Origin of the sequence: Enterococcus sp. AZ141 (assembly GCF_051714385.1) — a bacterium.
In the GTDB taxonomy this organism is placed as follows: domain Bacteria; phylum Bacillota; class Bacilli; order Lactobacillales; family Enterococcaceae; genus Enterococcus_D; species Enterococcus_D entomosocium.
The window spans coordinates 3,058,959-3,076,662 of record NZ_JBIORT010000001.1 but is presented as its reverse complement, the minus strand read 5'-3'; the positions used below and the strand labels follow the sequence as shown (position 1 = coordinate 3,076,662).

General features: G+C 40.8%; 13 protein-coding genes. 7 read left to right on the top strand and 6 right to left on the bottom strand.

Features of this window, described 5'->3' with window-relative positions; all coding sequences use genetic code 11:
• The first annotated feature begins 115 nt into the window (after positions 1-115).
• Positions 116-1,708: a TPM domain-containing protein gene (locus tag IGI89_RS14225; RefSeq protein WP_429969904.1), complete on the top strand. Its 1,593-nt coding sequence runs from the start codon at positions 116-118 to the stop codon at positions 1,706-1,708.
• 229 nt (positions 1,709-1,937) lie between these two features.
• Positions 1,938-2,555 carry an HAD-IA family hydrolase gene (locus IGI89_RS14220; protein ID WP_438735763.1) on the top strand — a complete coding sequence of 206 codons (618 nt, stop codon included), beginning with the start codon at positions 1,938-1,940 and terminating at the stop codon, positions 2,553-2,555.
• 72 nt (positions 2,556-2,627) lie between these two features.
• On the opposite strand, the gene IGI89_RS14215 is transcribed toward IGI89_RS14220, so the two are convergent.
• Both IGI89_RS14215 and IGI89_RS14210 read right to left on the bottom strand, forming a co-directional pair.
• Entirely contained in the window at positions 2,628-4,070 is a 1,443-nt protein-coding gene (locus IGI89_RS14215; protein ID WP_438735762.1) for a HAMP domain-containing sensor histidine kinase, read from the bottom strand.
• On the bottom strand, positions 4,060-4,728 hold the full coding sequence (locus tag IGI89_RS14210) for a response regulator transcription factor (RefSeq protein ID WP_005236299.1): 669 nt from the start codon (positions 4,726-4,728) through the stop codon (positions 4,060-4,062). The genes IGI89_RS14215 and IGI89_RS14210 overlap by 11 nt, the downstream gene beginning before the upstream one ends.
• A gap of 170 nt (positions 4,729-4,898) precedes the next feature.
• Between IGI89_RS14210 and IGI89_RS14205 the strand changes: the two genes are divergently transcribed.
• Both IGI89_RS14205 and IGI89_RS14200 read left to right on the top strand, forming a co-directional pair.
• Positions 4,899-6,698 (top strand): penicillin-binding transpeptidase domain-containing protein, encoded by a 1,800-nt coding sequence (locus tag IGI89_RS14205; protein WP_429969902.1) that lies wholly within the window; start codon positions 4,899-4,901, stop codon positions 6,696-6,698.
• Between the two features lie 196 nt (positions 6,699-6,894).
• A complete protein-coding gene (locus tag IGI89_RS14200) occupies positions 6,895-7,935 on the top strand; it encodes a CAP domain-containing protein (RefSeq protein ID WP_429961853.1) in 1,041 nt (346 codons plus the stop codon).
• 488 nt (positions 7,936-8,423) lie between these two features.
• On the opposite strand, the gene IGI89_RS14195 is transcribed toward IGI89_RS14200, so the two are convergent.
• From IGI89_RS14195 to IGI89_RS14180, 4 genes are all read right to left on the bottom strand, one after another.
• Positions 8,424-10,703: an ABC transporter permease gene (locus tag IGI89_RS14195; protein ID WP_429969901.1), complete on the bottom strand. Its 2,280-nt coding sequence runs from the start codon at positions 10,701-10,703 to the stop codon at positions 8,424-8,426.
• Between the two features lies 1 nt (position 10,704).
• Entirely contained in the window at positions 10,705-11,397 is a 693-nt protein-coding gene (locus IGI89_RS14190) for an ABC transporter ATP-binding protein (RefSeq protein ID WP_438735761.1), read from the bottom strand.
• A 97-nt stretch (positions 11,398-11,494) separates the two neighbouring features.
• Positions 11,495-12,103 (bottom strand): response regulator transcription factor, encoded by a 609-nt coding sequence (locus IGI89_RS14185; protein ID WP_005236276.1) that lies wholly within the window; start codon positions 12,101-12,103, stop codon positions 11,495-11,497.
• Complete coding sequence (locus IGI89_RS14180) at positions 12,093-13,865, bottom strand: sensor histidine kinase (RefSeq protein WP_438735760.1); 1,773 nt, start codon at positions 13,863-13,865, stop codon at positions 12,093-12,095. Before IGI89_RS14180 ends, IGI89_RS14185 begins: the two co-directional genes overlap by 11 nt.
• Positions 13,866-14,236: 371 nt before the next feature.
• On the opposite strand from IGI89_RS14180, the gene IGI89_RS14175 reads away from it, so the two are divergent.
• From IGI89_RS14175 to IGI89_RS14165, 3 genes are all read left to right on the top strand, one after another.
• Positions 14,237-14,878, top strand: coding sequence for a helix-hairpin-helix domain-containing protein (locus tag IGI89_RS14175; protein WP_429969899.1), 642 nt, complete (start codon positions 14,237-14,239; stop codon positions 14,876-14,878).
• 93 nt (positions 14,879-14,971) lie between these two features.
• Positions 14,972-15,469, top strand: coding sequence for a ComE operon protein 2 (locus IGI89_RS14170; protein WP_005236270.1), 498 nt, complete (start codon positions 14,972-14,974; stop codon positions 15,467-15,469).
• A complete protein-coding gene (locus IGI89_RS14165; RefSeq protein ID WP_429969898.1) occupies positions 15,441-17,684 on the top strand; it encodes a DNA internalization-related competence protein ComEC/Rec2 in 2,244 nt (747 codons plus the stop codon). The genes IGI89_RS14170 and IGI89_RS14165 overlap by 29 nt, the downstream gene beginning before the upstream one ends.
• The last annotated feature ends 20 nt before the right edge of the window (positions 17,685-17,704 follow it).

Below are 17,704 nucleotides of genomic sequence, written 5' to 3'. Positions count from 1 at the left end.
TGATAAAGTGACCTTTAAAAGACTAATCAGAATGCTGTCTTTTAAAGGTTTTTTGGTCCTGTTACTATTTTTTTCATTCCTAAGGCGGATGTTTTTTTGTTTGGAATCGAATACAATGAAAGATAACACGATAAAAAGGGGTGGTAAAATGAAGAAAATCTTCCAACTTGGGATGTTGGTTTTTGTTGGTTTGATGGGATTTTTTGTCCTTCAACCATCAATTGCCTTCGGACAGACATTTGTTCGCGATGATGCCGGGGTCCTTTCACAAGAGACGATCGAACAGATCGATGCCTTGAATAAAGAGGGGTTCCAATCATTGACTGGCGCGCCAGAATATGCTGTGATCACGATCCCTTCCTTAGATGGGCAATCGATTGAAGAGCGTAATTTGGAACTGTTCAATGAATATGGTTTAGGAAATCCAGAGGACAATAATGGACTATTGTTTCTCTTTGCCATTGATGATCGTGAGTTTCGTCTGGGTTATGGCGATGGACTATCCTATGTCTTCAGTGAGCTATCGGAAGATGATTTAGTGGATGAAGATGCCAAAGACGCATTACGAGATGAAGATTATGATACAGCGATATTGGCAGCTTCTAATGAAGTCTATCAGCGAATGAAAGAAGCGGATGAAACGATTGGATTAGGGACGATTTATCAAGATGGCAATCAAATGTTAGCAGAAAAACAGGCACAAGAAGCAGAATCCACTAAGCAAATGTGGTTCACTATTGGAAAAATCGTCAGTGGTGTCGTAGCGGCAGCAGCTGCAGGCCTTGTCGGGTTCATCAGTTTTCGCCATCTTAAAACCAAACGGCAATTTGAAGAGCACCTGCCGTTGCCGAAACATCTGTTAGAAGATAGTCACTTCCAACAGAAAGATTTCTTGAAATGGGCTAGCAATAGAAAGAACTATCAGCGTTACCATCAGTATCAGACGGCAAAAGATTGTCAACAAGCATTTACGCAGTATGTGACGAGTACTTACGTGCCAGCGAAATTGAGTTCGATCACCGGATTGTCGACTGCGGATAAACGAGTTATCCAACATGCCTTGACGAATCCAGCAATTGGCTCTTATTTTTCAAACTTGCTGATGAAGAAAAAAACCACGGTCAAACATTTCGGTCAGGTGATCCTTACACAACATGACACCTTAAAAACCTATGAAGCCCAATTAGGCAGGGAAGTGACTGAAAGGATGGCAGACTACGATTTGACTGATGCGGTGTTACCCGAAAATCTGCCTTTAGCAGATGCTTATCGAGCAGAAATAGCTAAGCAAGCCAAAGAAGAGATCAGAAGACGCAATGAGCAGGGGCGTTATTTAGCGCAACTTGTGACGGAAAAAGCGACCTATGCTGAGATGGTACAAGCCATTCCGAAAGAAGTTTCTAATGTTCTAGCGGAAGTGAAAACAGATGCCTTGTTCCAAGTTGACTTGAAACAGGTTTATCAAAATCACCCAGATTTAGCAAACAAATTATCCTCATTTGATGCTTCTGATCGAGCAGCAGTTTTAAATAATGCTCGCCAAGAGTATGACCCGCATGGGATGAATATGGCGTTGTTCTTTGTGATGATGAATAATCACGTGTCCCATCAAGAACAAGTCATTGCCGATACACAAAGTTCTTCGAATGATTTTGGCGGTTTTAGCGGAGGAAGTAGCAGCGGTGGCGGTGTTTCTGGTAGCTGGTAATTATTTCAAATGCTTTTTTAGTAAAGATGAACGTTCATTAACCTGTAACATATTCCTTTGTATTTTGGTTTGTGCAAATGGAATTGTTACAAGGTTAATGGCTTTTTTCTTGTGGAGGAAATCCCTTGATAAATAAGACAAACCAAACAAAGTGTGGTAAACTTTTTAGAGTTACAGAAAATGAATGGAACTTTCATTCATTTGAAAAAGGGAGAAAACGAGGGATATCATGTACCAATCTTACATATGGGATTTTGACGGAACACTTTACGACAGCTACCCAATCATGTTAAAAGCTTTTATTAAGACATTGAAGGAGTATGGCTTCGATCCAGATCCAGCGGAGATTTATTATATATTGAAAGATTCATCTTCCAAAAAAGTTGCTGAAAAATACAACTTAGATTTTCAAGAGTTCACTAAAGCATTCAAAGCAAATGAAGCGCTGGATGATCGTTTGTCGCTTTCCTTTGTAGGAACCAAAGAAACATTAGAAGCCGTGGTTGCTGCTGGTGGCAAGAACTACATTTTGACCCACCGCGATGTCGTTTCAACAAAAGAGCTGTTAGAAAAAGAACAGATGGCAGACCTGATCGTTGAGATCGTAGGACCGGAAAACAACTTTCCCCGTAAACCTGATCCAACTTCGTTGATTTATCTTGTCGAAAAATATCATTTAGACAAAGATCAGACTGTCATGATCGGTGATCGCACGATGGATGTTTTTGCAGGACAAGGAGCAGGTGTCAAGACGATATTTTATGATATAGAAGGTCTCTTAAAAGATGTATCTGCCGACCATACCGTCCAATCAATGGCTGAAATACAAGAAATCATTAAGTCTTGAGAAATCAAGGCTTTTTTTGTGCATAGAAAGTAAGTCATTCAGTACTCATGATGAACGGTATAAACGTAGTTCTCATTGGTCTTCTAGTCTCGGCACAACAAACCAAAAACAGGTCACACCATTTTTCGACTCAGCACCATATTCGAAGGCATGAGAAGTCAAAATGGTTTTCACGATCGCTAAACCGATGCCGGTTCCTTCTTTATGTCCTGCTTGATGTTGGACGCGTTGGTATCTTTCCCAAATAAGTTCGAGTTGTTCTGGAGGGATATCTTTTCCAGGATTGATGACAGCAACTTTTGTTCTTGTAGATGTATTCGTTAATTTGATCAAAAGACGCTCGTTTTTAGGTGTATGGTTGATGCCATTGTTTATTAAATTACGCAAAACCTGTTCCATTTTGATGCGATCAAAAAGAGCAATTCCATTCTTACTATCTGCTTCAAAATCGACAGTGATGTCATATTGATTGGCGATCCCTCTTGCGTAGGCAACGACGGAGGAAACCACCTCGTATGTATTCCAGATTTCATTTTTAAGCTGTGTATAGCCTGCTTGCATGATAGAGAAATCCATGATGTCATCAACCATGGCACTCATACGGTGGGCTTCGCTGATAATTAGTTCCATATGTTCTTTTCGAAGGCTTTCGTCACTTCCAGAAACATCACGTACCATCTCCCCATAACCCGTGATCAACGCGAGGGGGGATCGTAGTTCATGAGAAACATTGGCAATCACTTCTTTTCGCAACACGTCTACTCGATGAAGTTCTGTGCTTAAGTCCGCAACAGATTCAGAAAGTGTACCTAATTCATCGCCACGGTTTAGTTTGGGTACGGAATAAAGCTCTCCGTTGGTTAAGCGGATGATGGCTTCTTTGATGGTTTTGATCGGGCGAATAAAATGCTGTGCTAAAAAAAAGGAGATCGTTGATGCAAAAATTGTTAATATGATGGTGAATAGAAAGAGTTGCTGTCGATTCATGCTTTGAAGCGCTTCGATTTGAGTGATCGTATTGGAGAGCAAAAGGGCAGCTGGGCGTTGGAAAAGAGTCGTAGGAACGCCAATAAGAATGGCAGAAGACTTTTCAAAGTCTTCTACAGTACTAAGGCTCTCACCGTTAAGGACAGTGGGTGCATGAGATAACAACCAGCTGTATTCGTTGCTCAACCCATCTATGTTTAATTGTTGTCCATTGTTAAATGCCGCCAGAATTTCGCCATCCTCGTCGACTAAAAAAAGAGTCCCAACGATCGTTTTACTGAGGAAAAGCAATGGATCTTCTGGTAAATCATCTGGATCTACTGCCATTTCTTCAACAGCGGCAGCTGTTTCCTGAACTGTTTCTAAAAGTGATTCTTTCGTTACATTGATATAATTTGGTTCAAAGAGCAAAATTTGAACAGTCCATAAAAAAGCAATGCCAATGATGACCAGCAGCATATTGGCGGACCAAAGCCGCACGAGTAATTTACTTTTGATGTAAGTAAAACCTAACCGACTAGTCTTCATAATCAAATTTATACCCAACGCCCCAAACCGTTTGGATCAACTCTCGGTAATCCCCTAGACGCTCTCGCAAGGACTTGATGTGTGTATCCACTGTTCTGGTATCACCGAAATAATCGAAGCCCCAGACACCTTCTAAAATTGATTCTCGGCTCAAAGCAATATGATTATTTTTTGTCAAATAGACCAGCAGATCGAATTCTTTTGGCGTAAGCGGCAGAGGATTCCCTTTGATCGTTACAGTATGAGAAAAAACATTGACTTCGAGATCGCCATAAACGATCTTTTCGAACTGAAATTGACTACTTCGTTTCAACACAGCTTTGATGCGAGCCATCAGCTCTTTAGGGCTAAATGGCTTGGCGATGTAATCATCGGCACCAAGATTGAAGCCAAAGAGTTTGTCATACTCTTCCTTTCGAGCGGTAATCATGATGACTGGCGTGTTACAGCTACCTCTGATTTCCGAAAGCGTCTGAAAGCCATCTTTTCCCGGCATCATGACATCTAGGAGAATCAAATCGAATGAATGATTGGTTAATTTTTCCAAAGTTTCTTTTCCATCTGATGCTTCAAAACATAGATACCCTTCGATCTCCGCATAAGTTTTCACTAGGGCACGCATATGAGTGTCATCATCGACAATCAATATTTTTTGCAATTTTATTCACATCCTTAAAAATAATTTATATTTTTTAAAGTATATCACAGCATAATCGCTGAATTAATAGGAAAATGACTCTTTGAAAAATAATTGTTCTTTCCCTCACAAGATCATCACAAATACCCAATACTATAGAGGTATATTCGATCGAAAGGGGCGCTTTGGCGATGTATGACTATCATATAGTCAAAAAGAAAAAAGCGAAGAAAAATCGTAAGCTTGTCGGTCATTGGTTATACATAATCAGTCTTGCGCTTTTTATGGGGTTTTCTGCACGTTTGATTTACATTGTTCAAGTCGGCGTGATTGCTGGCGTCTCTTTGTCTGAAAGAATAGAAAATTTATATTATAGTTCAAGATCGATCGAAACAAGTCGAGGGGCGATTTTTGATCGGCAGGGGACAGTGATCGCACAGGATATTCTTTCCTATACTGTTCGAGCGGTTCTTTCTGAAGATTACATTGACAATGGACGACCCATGTATTTAGACAGAGCGCGCTTTGAGGAGACCGCAACGATTCTTTCGGAGTATTTACCTATTTCTAACGAGCAAGTTTTGTCTATCTTGACAGACGGTGCGAATCAAACAGATCCGCCTGTCTTTCAAGTGGAATTTGGCAATGTTGGCAGTGGTCTAAGTGTGACTACTCGAAATCAAATCGAAACGGCGTTTGATGCAGCTGGAATCAACGGTATCTATTTCGATGCTCGTTCAAGTCGCAGTTATCCGAATGGTATCTTTTCTTCACATTTGATAGGAACAACGTCAGATGATGATGAAATTCGAGTCGGAGTTTCTGGATTAGAATATGTACTGAACGACTTTTTGAAGAATCAAAATGGGCGAGAGTCTTTTCAAGTCAATGCTTCAGGGAATCCTGTTCCTGCAACCAATCAAATGGTAGAAGAAGGCGTAGATGGGAACGATGTTTGGACGACATTAGATGCTCATCTGCAGTTATTCACTGAATCAGTGATGGATGAGGTTATGGAACAAACACGACCAGAGAATCTGACGGCTTTATTAATGGATGCGAAAACTGGAGAGATTTTAACGATGGCTCAAAGACCTAGTTTTCATCCAGAGACCCAAGAAGGAATTGCGGATGAGCACTTTATTTGGCGTAATCTTTTTACGGAAGAGATGTATGAACCAGGTTCGACCTTGAAGCTGGCAACCGTTGCGGCAGCGATTGATGAAGGTGTTTTTGATCCGACGGAACGCTACAATCCTGTGAGTATGCAGATTGAAGATCGAGTCATCAACGACCACGACTCAGGAGCAAATGGTGAGTTGACGATGCGGCAAGCGTTAGCTTGGTCAAGCAACACTGGGATGGTTCGACTTCAGCAACGGATCGGTTTTGATGCATGGGCGCAGTATTTAACTGATTTTGGACTAGGGAAAGTTACAGGAAGTGAGCTTCCCGGTGAGGTGCCTGGTATCTTACCTTCAAGAAATCGGGTGGATTATGCCATGAGTTCTTATGGCCATGCGATTGGGGTCAATCAGATGCAGATGATGCAGTTATTTAGCGCATTTGCCAATGGTGGCGAGATGATTCGTCCGCAATTGATTCGGCAAGTGGGAGAAGAGACCCAAGTTTTTCCAGAAGTCGTTTCTCAGCCTATTTCACAAACAGCGGCTGATGCTGTATTGGAATACATGACCGATGTAGTGACGGATGAACGCTATGGCACCGCTTATGATGTATACCAACTGACGAACCATGAGATTTCTGTCAAAACTGGGACTGCTCAGATCGCCAATGAGAATGGTCAAGGTTACATGACAGGAGAGTTTGATTATATTTATTCGGCGGTCTCGATCTATCCAACGGATGATCCACAGTTTATTCTTTACCTCACTATCAAGCGACCAGAAGAATACGATCGTCATACCTTAGCTAAAATTGCCAATCCATTGATGGAGCGTTCGATGGCGCTGCAAAGTTTTCGTGAGTAAAAAAGTTTCTTAACAGGAGCTTAAAAAGACATAGACCATCTAAGAAGTTTCATGCTGCAGCTGGTCAATTTTCCACAGGAATGATAGTCTTTAGAAAAGGCAGGATGGGTTATCAGCGATCCAATCTAGGGATGAATGAGTGGATAAACGATCGCGCTACAGCTAACACATAATGATTCATTGACGGAGGTGTCATATGAAAAAAATAAAATTCTTAATCAAAAGCATTTTTCTCATCGGGCTTCTTTATTTTGTAAGCCAGATGATTACATGGCAAGACGGGCGCTTGGCATTTCGGGATGCTCGACTCAACGAGATCACTCAATCTCTCTCGTCCCAATTTTCTCCTTCACAAGACACTTCAGCCAGGCCATCGGTAGAAACACCTGCCCAGACATATTTATATAATGAATCACGACAAGTGATCGAAGAAACCTTTGGAGAAGCGATCAATGAATCAGCGAATAGGTATGGACTGAACTGGACTTCCTATCACGATGATTTTCGTAACTTCATGATGGTGATGTACGATGAACATGATATTGCGCAAGGGATCTATACGAATCAAGACACGATTCTTATCGATGACACGCTAGGTATCGGGTCTTCAAAAGCAAGCGTTCGTAATCAGATGGGTACGCGCCAAGAAAGTCTACAACGAGGATCAAGACGGTATCGCATCGATTCCGATGCCGACTATGATCTGTTCTTACAAGACGATCAATTGATTACTTTTTTCTATGATGTTCATGCCGAAGATACAGTGACTGCGATTCAAATCATCAATCGCTCGCTAGAAACACGCCATGCGAATGATTTTCGCCAAAATCAAGCCGCCGTTTTAAGCGGCTTACGAACACAGTTATTTGAATTAACGAATGCCACCCGAGTGAAATTTGGTTTGTCGCCCCTTGGATTTAGTGAAGCAACCAGTGAGACTGCCGTGAAGCATAGCCAAGACATGGCAGAACATCGATATTTTGACCATATTGGGTTAGATGGATCGACTCCATTTGATCGGATGCAAGAAGACGGGATCAGCTTCACTGCTGCAGGGGAGAATTTGGCATTTGGCCAAGCCAGCAGTATTTACGCCCATCAAGGTTTAATGAATTCAGAGGGACATCGGGCAACGATTCTAAACGATGAGTATCAATTTCTCGGGATCGGTATTGCGATCGATACCAGCGAACAGCCATATTATACAACGTTGTATCACCGAGGATCGGCGTCGTGAATTCCTGAATTGCTTGAAATTGATTAGTTAAAAAACACTGCTCATTTGAGATTGCTGCGTTAGCAGCATCAAGCTCAATCTTTACTTCATACGTCGTATGGACAATACGATTTGCTGACACAATCCCATAAATCAAGTAGCTTATGATTAAAACGATCGACCCTATATCAATCAGCAGCTTTCCTTTTTCAGAAATGTTGATCGTTCCTATATTCCCAGATATCCGAATGAGACTGTCAATGACGAAAAAAATTAGTGATGAGTCACAAATTAGTCCGAGCCAGTACATACCGAAAGTACCAAAGAGACCCCAATTCACTTTTTCGATTAAAAAAGCAGCAATCGTGGTCAATGAACAGAGAAGAAAAAAGAGATGCAGAAAACTGAAGTGCTATAAATACCGATACCTCCAAAAAAAAGTTTAAGTAGGTTAGAAAGACGGTGTACTTGTAGAAACCAATTATAGGTGCACCTTCTTTAGTAGGGAATCAGTCGACATTTTTCAATGCAGAAACCAAGTCCAGTTTTTTGATCCGTTGGCTGACAAGAAATGTTGTACTTAACGAACTAAGCCAAACAATTGAAGAGGCGATTGTAACATTGATCCAGGTGAAGTGGGCGGTGTATTCAATCGTGATGGTTGAAAAGTTGCTTACATACTGCGAAAGGAACCACCTTCCAGCAGGAATCCCAATCAGCCAGCCAACCATCGTTGTTGCAGCATTTTCAATCATAGTGATTCGGCGAAGTTCTTTTTTTCTAAAGCCAAGGACGCTTAAAGTGGTATAGTCACGAGTTCGTTCGACAAAATTTAGCGTTCCTAAATTGTAAAGGACAACGATGACTAATAAAACTGCAAAAGCAATGATCATTGTAAAGATCCCTCTTAGACTATCAACAAATTCATACGCATTGTCCATTTGATCTTGTCGCGCAATCGTTGATGCGATTGCAGGATTGCCGGACAATGCTTCAGCAGTTTCCTCGTCTACTAAAAGCGTCTGAGGCAGAAAAGTCCCACCAGCTTCCAGCCAAGTTTCTTTTAACAAATATGCACCTTGGTTTGTTTCACTAGTTATGATCCCAGATACTTCAAAGCGAAATGAGCTTTCATGAAATGCTGGAAAGACTTCTATCTGATCGCCTTTTTGGATGCCTGATCTGTTAGCAAAACCTTCTGTTAGATAAATACCGCTAGGAGTAATCAACTCGTTGTCAGTTGTTTTCATATGAACAAAATCCCCTTGATCAATGATCATCAGTAAGCGATTGTAGCCGTCATCAGGTGCAAAGCGGGTAGGTAAAATTTGTACCTCTTGACCAAACGACTCTTCCCAAAATGCTGAATCACTAGTATTTATTCGTTGATGATAAGTAAAATCCTCTGTATAAGCTTTGTTAACTAAGTGGTTGATGGATTGGGGCATGCCTAGTCCGGCTGTGATCAGCATCATACCACCAGCAACTCCGATGATCCCCATTAAAACTCTCATTTTGTTAGAAGCAGCATCGCGAAACCCCCATTTGGCTTCATAACTTAACGGGTTCCAGAAGAACGAAAGCTTTTCTAGTAACAAATGGGCACTCTTGCCTTTTGTATTCCCTCTAAGGAAGTCCGCTGGCAGGCCAGTACATGCTTGATCAGAAGCAAAATAAGCAGAAGCTATACAAATGATTAACACGAGCAGACAAACGATTAATGAAAGGTAATTGTAGGAAACTGTCCAGTGTGGGAGAGATAGAATATTCTTTTGCGTTTCTAAAACAAAATGCGAAAGCAAGGGCGCTGCTGCCAAGCCAGCGGCGATGCCAAAGCTGCCGATGATCAAGCCGAAGCTAGTGAAATGAAACCCGATTGTTCTATTTGAAAACCCCAACGCTTGAAGGACTGCGATTTCTTTTGTTTGGGTATCAATCAACCGTTTGATCGTTGTATACATTGCAAGAATTGCTAGTAAGATAAACAAGAACGAAAACATAAAGGATAGATTTCGAATTTGAGTGACGCGGCCCAAGGCTTCAGAAACTTCCGTCAAGGTTGCTTGATCATAGTACGCAATATGGCGTTCCCCCATAATCGATTCAATTTCGGTTCTTAAGCGAGAGTTAGTCCCAGAGACTTCGACGACGTTAGGTAAAACGGATGTCTCCAGCATCATTTCTAAAGTCGCTTCTGATAAAATCCCGTAGCCATAGCGTTTCGGGTCGGGGGCAATATACTCTTGTGTACCAGTGAAGAAAAGCTTGTCAGTTGTTAAAATCATCCCTGCTATGGTCAATTCAATTTCGCGACCGTCAACCATAATCCTCAGTGATTGATTTAAGGTAAGATCATTCGCCTGTGCGTAGTCGTGATTGATCCAAACAAAGCCAGGGGATTCATGGAAGGTAGTACCTTGAACGAAATAAGGCTCTGCGATAGGTTTTCCAAGTGGTGCACTAAGAGTCAAAGTGCGTTCTGATGATGAGGAAGGCGCTTGATTAGTCAAATCAGAAACTGTAAATTCGTACTGAGAGAATGTCTTTTCTATCCCATCTAGTGCTTGGGTTGATTGGATATCGTTTTCAGTAAAGCCAGTACCATAAACCCAAGCATCTGCCAGACCATTTGCATCAATAAAGTTGTCCAGGCTTTTTTCCAAACCGCCCCAAACACCTTGTAACCCAACAAATACAAGGACACTTAGAAACGCCATTAAGAAGACGGAGAAGAATTGCGTCCAATTTCTTTTAAGATCTCTAACCAGTTTTATAGACAGAAATTTCATATCAAGACTCCTTTGTTTTTACCTTCAGAGGCTTATTTTGTTCAATCGACTTGATTTTTCCGTCATGCAAATGAATAATTTTATCCGCATATTGAGCGAACTCTGCATTATGTGTGACCATCACCACAGCAGTATCCACATTCACCGCAGCTTTTTTTAATAAAAATAATATTTTTTTCCCTGTATGTGAATCTAAAGCGCCAGTTGGTTCGTCGCAAAGTAAGAGTTTTGGGGCTTTTGCCAAAGCACGTGCAATCGATACTCGCTGCATTTCTCCGCCAGATAATTGGTTAGGGAAGTTATTTTTTCTATGGGATAACCCTACAGATTCAAGGTAGTGAGAGGCTGGTTCATTATTTGTACTCAGTTGTTGTGCAATGCCGACATTTTCTAAAGCGGTTAAGCTAGGAATCAAGTTGTAGAACTGGAAGACAAAACCGACGACGTCACGCCGATAATCTGAAAGCTGTTCATCAGAAAGATGAGAGATTTCTTTTTCTCCCATGCGAAACTCTCCTTGGCTTGGACGATCCATACCGCCTAATAGGTTTAAAAGAGTGCTTTTTCCTGAGCCTGATGGCCCTAAAATGATGATGAATTCACCCTTATTGATCGTGAGGCTCACATCATTTAATGCAATGATTTTACGATTATTTTCACCATAAAATTTATTGATATGTTTCAATTCGATCATTTTGATCCTCCTAAAGTTTTCTTGTATGTACTGTTATCTTAATAAAGCAAAAACAAAAAAACATCCGTATTATCCGAATGTTTTTTTGCGGAGTTCATCATTTGATTAAATTCAGTTTGATTCCTTCTCGAACAGCACCGATCCTTGTTTGTACGTTCAACTTATTGCAGATAGATGAAACGTGGTTTTCGACGGTTCTGCGACTGATAAATAGTTTTTTTGCGATTTTTTCATTGGTTTGTTCCTGCGAAATCAATTCTAATACTTGCCGTTCTATCTCACTTAAGAGACGCATGTCTTTTTCAAGAAAAAGGTGTTCAGGGGAAACTTTATTGCCATGGTAGACCGTTTTTATCGTTGTGATCAATTCATCATACGAAGCTTCTTTTCTCAAAAAAGCCCATATACCAAGTTCAAAGGCACGCTTATGAAGAAGTGGTTCATAAAAACCCGACAGCATAATTATTTTTGGCAAAGTATCATCAGTTAAGGTATGAATACGAGGAATCAGCTCAAAGGCATGCGTGCCCTTTAGCATCATATCGAGGAGGACAATATCAATTGACTGGTTTGCCATAGCTTGAAAAAAATCTGTTGGTTTTGTAAATGCGCCTATAATCGAAAATGAGGGCTCTTTTTGCAGCGTATTTTTGATTCCTTCAAGGACGAGTTCGTGGTCGTCTAACAATGCAAGTTTAATCGGCATAGTTTGCTCCTTCGAAAATATTTTTTGGAATTCTAAGCTGAATGGTTGTAGGTGAGTAGTGAATGACAAATCTACCCGACAATAACGAAAGCTTTTCTTTAATTACATTTAATCCGAAATGAGGACCTTTACTAAGAGAGTCTTGTCCAAAAGTTCCGTTATCACTAATTTCGAATACTACTGTATCATCCTCAACTGCATTTGTGATTATCAGTTCTGTTGCATGTCCATGCAAAATACTGTTATTGAGCAATTCTTTGACTGAGCGCAAGATGAAGTTGTTGATTTCAGGTGAATCTGAATGGATGGTTCGGTCATAGGCAAAATGTATGAGCACAGGGTGGTTTTGCTGTATTTGAACGAAAAGAGAAGCCAATGTTTTTTCTAATCCTATTTCTTGCAGAAGCAGAGGATATATATCTGAGCAAAGTTCTCTTAAATCATAAATCAATTCATCAAGCTGCTGGATGATTTTTTCTTTTGGCACTGTTTGTCTATCATTTTCAATTTGACGTAACAAGTGGATGATCTCTTGAATGATCCCATCGTGAATATAGCTTGAAATTGTCTCTCGTTCTTTTTCAACTGCTAAAAATACATCTAGTGAATTCATTGGTTCATTATGGTGACTTGCTAAATAGAATAATTCTTGTAGAAGCGGCAAAAGAGTATATATTAAAAGGAAGAGATAAAGAATAATTAGTAGATTAGGAACGTAAGCGTTAAGTTGGCTGATAAAAATGACGATTACCGTTAAAAATAGTGAGAGTATCAGATAGATCGATCTGGTTGTGATACGGTACCGAAATTTCAAGACGCGATCAATTGCTAAGCGATGGAAAATTCCTATAAAAGGCAGAAAGATAAAAAATACCAGCATATAGTAAGGTGCACTCCATCCAATAGGGAATGCATATAAATAAAGAAAAGGGGCAATACTTACAAATAGAATTACTGGAAGGTTGACTTTGGTAGCTGTTCTATGTTTTTTGTGACTTTTATTAAAAAAAGAGAAGCAATATTCGCCAAGCATCAGTAGCATCAAGCTGTAAACAAAACCGACTGCTAAATATTCAGCGAGTACATAGCCAATCTGAAAAAAAGCGGCATAACAGGTTGCTGCTAGATTTAATAGGAGGAGCAGTGCTGGAAAGATTCCTATATTGCTTATTTTATATGAGCTGTTGATCTTCAAAAATGAATTCAAGAAAAATGGAAAAGTGGATAAGGAGATAATCAAAATCACTCTACCTAACGTATTCCCAATACTTGAAGGAAACGCCGCTAAAAAAATAAACGCAAATACAAAGAGCCATAAATAAAAAAGCCGTGATCTTTTTGAAAGAAGCTGTTTTCGATAAAAAAAGAGCAAGAATAAAACTAACGATCCACTAAAAGCTAAAAGTGTAAAAAATATCGGCAGAAATGTTTTGGGCGAATCAAAGCGATAAGTGATTCGTTGCTGCTCTCTTTGGATCGTGAGTGAATTGATTTGCTCGACAACTAGCCAATTTGTTAATTGTTTATTCTCTTTTGGCAAATTTCCATCGAGCTCTACTAGCTGATCATTGATTTGCAGCGAAGTATCCGCTCCCAGACCACCATCATAAATACGTTTTATAAACCATTCGTCATTTATTTGGTAAGCCCGAATGCCTAAATATGTAGTTTGATAAATAGTGTGAGTGAAATAAATCATCAAGATTAGGTAGAAACTCCCCAGTAAGATATGCATCATTTGCCATCTATACGATTTAATCAAGTCGGCCTCCTTTTTTTTGTGAAAAATTTCAAATGAAATGTTCAATTTATCACAAGGGTGATTATCATTGGCAGCATTCTTATCCATGGACTTTGAGACGCTGGGTTACTTTAGACATCCAACATTTCCCTGTGATTTTTTATCAAATAGTGTATCAATAGTTTCAATCTGATTCAAGCGCTTTTTGAAGATTTGCCTTAACAGCACCCTAATTCTGCAATACATTGTCATTTTGTCTAAGAATTTGCATTCTATGAAAATGGCACTATGATTGGTTCCGTCATTTTTTTGCTGCAAAAAGATCGTCTTTATTTTTCCGTTTTCCAAATAATACTGAATTATCTGCGTATTTCATCTATGAGGTGGTGAAAATGGATCGATGGAAGCTGTTCAAAGACTATTGGCGATTTGCAGTTGGTGGTGCTGTTTTGATGGTGTTGCTGATCATCTGGTTTGTACCGTTCTCGCAAAAAAAAGAAACAAACTGGCATTCAATGGCAGATGCAGCAGGTCAATCGTCTGAAATGGGGGAAGGTGGAGCCCTTCAAGAAGATAGTCTTCACGATGAAGAGTATGAGATCGTTATCGATGTCAAAGGGGAAGTGCACCAACCGGGAATTTATCGCTTGAAATCAGGTGCGCGGATGTATGAATTGATCGAACAAGCAGGTGGTCTGACAGAAGAGGCGTTAGAAACAGCCATAAACTTAGCACAAGTGCTACAAGATCAACAGATGGTGATCGTCCCTCATAAAGAGGATCAAGCGTTTATGGAGATGAATGCTTCAGGAGTAGGTGGCAGCCAAACAGCAGTGACACAAATCAATCTGAATCAAGCCAGTGCACAGCAACTGCAAGAACTGCCAGGTGTGGGTGCCAAAAAAGCAGAAGCAATCATCGCTTACCGAGAAGAATATGGCTTTTTTAAACAGATTGATGACCTAAAAAAGATCACAGGCATCGGAGAGAAGACCTTTGAGTCCTTGAAAGAGATGATTACAGTGGCGGACTGAACCAAATAAATGTAAGAAATACTAAGAAATGACGGTTGAAAATTCAAGAAATTCGATTAGAATAGAACTAATCAATGACAAAGGAGCAAACGAATGAGCAATACGAGAATCCCATGGGACCAGTATTTTATGGCACAAGCTGTATTACTGTCTTTACGCAGTACGTGTTCCCGACTTGAAGTCGGCGCTACATTAGTCAAAGATCGCCGAATCATCGCTGGAGGCTACAACGGGTCCGTCAGTGGCGATGTACACTGCATTGACGATGGCTGTTATGTTGTCGATGACCATTGTATTCGGACGATTCATGCAGAAATGAATGCCTTATTGCAATGTGCAAAATTAGGGGTGTCAACAGACAATGCGGAAATCTATGTGACGCATTTTCCCTGTCTTCCCTGTACGAAAGCAATTTTGCAAGCAGGGGTCAAAAAGATCCATTATTTGAATGACTATCGCAACAATCAGTATGCAATGGAACTGATTCAACAAGTAGGTGCTTCCGTCCACCAAGTTGAACTCGATCCGGTGTATTTTGAAAAACTTTCGTTTGGTGTGCTGAATGATGCACAACCAACAAAAAAGAACTGATTCATTTTTATTTCTTAGTATTATTTTTGCTTGTTCGGTGACTGCTTACTATCGGCAGTCCATCTTACTGGGACTCATTGCACTTTATTATTTCGGGATGCTTGTCTTAAAACGACAAGCATTTTTGTGCATGATTTGTTTTGTCGGACTGTTGCTGTTAAGTGTCCGCGTTTCTCTTTCTCGGACTGGGAACATACAAGAAGGTGAGTATCAAGGGGTAGTCAATGTGCTGCCAGACACGATCAAAGTCAATGGCGATCTACTTACATTTGAAGCAAAATCCTCTGCAGGTAAAGTGATTGGCCGTTACACGGTTTATTCAGAGACTGAAAAACAGCAATGGCAGGATCGATCCGTTTGGGGAAAAAAGCTGCTGGTGAAAGGATTTTTTTCTCTTCCTGAAAAACCACGAAATCGCCATAGCTTTGACTATTCTGCCTATTTGGCCAGTCGATCGATTATTGGCACAGTCCATATTGAGAAAATTGTAGGAATGGAAGAAGCAGACTCAGGCTTTTCGCTTGCAAAAGTTCGAGCAGAGGTTATTTCTTCTGTGCAACGAATCTTTCCTGAACGCTCAGCAGCCTATATCAATGCGTTGCTCTTTGGTTTTAAAGACCATGACTTTCAAGAAGTACGTCAAATGTATCGTGCGAGTGGCTTATTGCATTTTTTTACGATCTCAGGAATGCATGTTGTCTTATTTTTCAAATGGTTTCGCGGATGCTTCTGCCGATTGGGGTTTACGCAAAAAGAAATGCTGTTGCCAATGGGGGTCTTTTTCTTGGTCGTAATTGGGATTTGTGGCGGCGGCATTAGTGTCTGGCGTGCTGTCTTGGCATTGTCGGTTACTCAAGTGACCACTCTTTATCAACAACGGCTATCGGCAAGTGATCATTATGGGATCGTCTTAACGGCTCTTTTATTCGTTGATCCCAAAGTATTGCTTCAAACATCGGGGCAACTAAGTCTTTTGATGACCTTCTTGATAGTAATGCAGCGACCAATCGGATTGACGTGGTTTTGGCGCTGTCAGTTCCTCACGGTGCTGGCTGCGCCTGTCATTGTCTCGCTCTTTTATGAATTCCCATTATTTGGGGGCTTTTTGACGTTTGTCTTTTTACCGTTTTTTCAATTGGTTTTGCTACCAGCCTGTTTCGTAATGTTCATTGCTGGGACACTTTTCCCAACCATCAGTGGGCTGATTGCCCTTTTTGAAGGGCTTTTGCTGCTTATGGAAGTTGTCGTGGGCGCTGTAGGAGGCGTGTCGATAACGGTGGGTGCCGTTCCTGCAGGATTGGCTGGCAGTTGTTGTTTATTCAGCATGCTCTTTTACCAAAAGAAAAGGTGGCTGCTGGTGATCTGTTTTTCGCTTGTTGTACCAATCGTCTTTCAGCAGAATCGAGTTTTATCCACCATTAGTTATGTCGATGTTGGTCAAGGCGATAGTATCGTTTTGCAGGCAGAAAAAAATCGCGAAGTTTATGTGATCGATACTGGAGGTTCACTGTCTTTTCCGAAAGAAAACTGGCAAGAGCGCAAACGACAAGCTGCCGCGGAATCTACATTGATTCCTTTTCTGAAAGGGGAGGGAGTCAGGAAGATTACTGGTTTGTTTCTAACTCATGGGGACACGGACCATATGGGGGACGCACTAGCCTTGATGAAGGCGATCCCCGTTGAAACGTTATATCTCGTACCAGGAAGTGAACAAGATCACCGCATCGCCAAGCTATTAAACGAACTGCTTAAGCAGACAAACGTTGTTTGGACGACGATTGACCAAGTGGTGGGGGATTCCCTTCAGTTGCAAGTATTGGCACCAGAATCAGGTGCAGGACAAAACGAAGATTCGCTGGTGATTAAAACCAAGGTAGGAGACAAAACGTTTTTGTTTACTGGTGATCTCGAACAAGCAGGGGAAAAAAAGTTGATTCATGATTATCCGAATTTAAAAGTTGATGTATTGAAACTAGGGCATCATGGCAGTCGAACCTCGACGGCACCTGAGTTTGTTGCGGCAATCGATCCCCAATTCGGGATCGTTTCAAGTGGACGGAACAATCGGTACGGGCATCCTCATGAAGAGGTGCTTGAAACGTTGGTAAATCAGACCGTTTTGCGAACCGATCAGCAAGGCATGATCCAATTTATTTGGTCTGAAAAACAACAATCATTTTTGATAAAAACGCTGCTAGACTATCCGATTGACTAATGGTAGGATAAGAATGAAAG